The 735-nt window shown below is 65.6% G+C and carries 1 protein-coding gene; it reads right to left on the bottom strand.

Translation table 11 applies throughout. From position 1 onward, the window contains the following. Positions 1 to 100: 100 nt before the first annotated feature. Positions 101 to 735, bottom strand: a 635-nt coding sequence (locus tag AAE045_RS23475) for a TraB/GumN family protein (protein WP_455549720.1), incomplete at its 5' end; no start/stop codon positions are given.

The following is a 735-nucleotide window of genomic DNA, read 5'->3' as shown; positions in this document are numbered from 1 at the left end:
CCGGAATGAACTGAAGCTGACTATGCCATGAAGTATTCGCACTGGGTAGACATCGAATATGTCTGCCTTCCCGCTCCCGAAAAGCGCGTCGGCGCAAGCGTCATTCCGGGATCTGCACCTCGAATCCACGCTCGCGCAGCTGATCGATATAGCCGCCGGGCGTGACCAGCGAGGTCACCGGCACCGTCGCGAAGGTCACCGCGTTGCGTGCCAGCGCGTCGCTGGCCATGGAGATCCATTTGCGGTGAGCCTGGGCATCGACGTCGGTCAGGCCGCGGCGGCGCCCGAAGTCACTGTTGGCCACCGCATCCGCGCAAGCCATGTACTGCCCTTTCACTGCAAGGCGCTGCAGCGCCTGGATATCACCCACCGCCCAGGCATTGGCGCGCTCGGCCAGCAGCGGCAGCCCGTGCTCGATCACCTCCAGCGTGCGCCGGAAGCATTCCACGTCCTGCAGGGCCGTCCCGCGCACTTCCTTCAACGCCTGCCGCGGGTCGGCGATCTTGATCGTGACCTGGGTCGACACCGGCTTGAGGCCGTGTGCCTTGCTGGCCTTCTCGATGATCCTGGAGACCGGCGAGGATCGGCCCAGCCCCACATCCTTGAGGGCGGCGGCGTACAACTGCGTAGCCGCCACCAGCGGGCGGTCTTTCTCGATGCCATTGTCGCGCCCGATGTGACGCTGCTTGAGCAGCGCCCAGCGTGCATAGAGATCGGGCGGCAGGACCTCGCGCA

It is taken from the genome of Dryocola clanedunensis, assembly GCF_038405435.1.
Lineage (GTDB): Bacteria > Pseudomonadota > Gammaproteobacteria > Enterobacterales > Enterobacteriaceae > Dryocola > Dryocola clanedunensis_A.
This window is presented reverse-complemented; position numbering and strand designations above follow the sequence as displayed.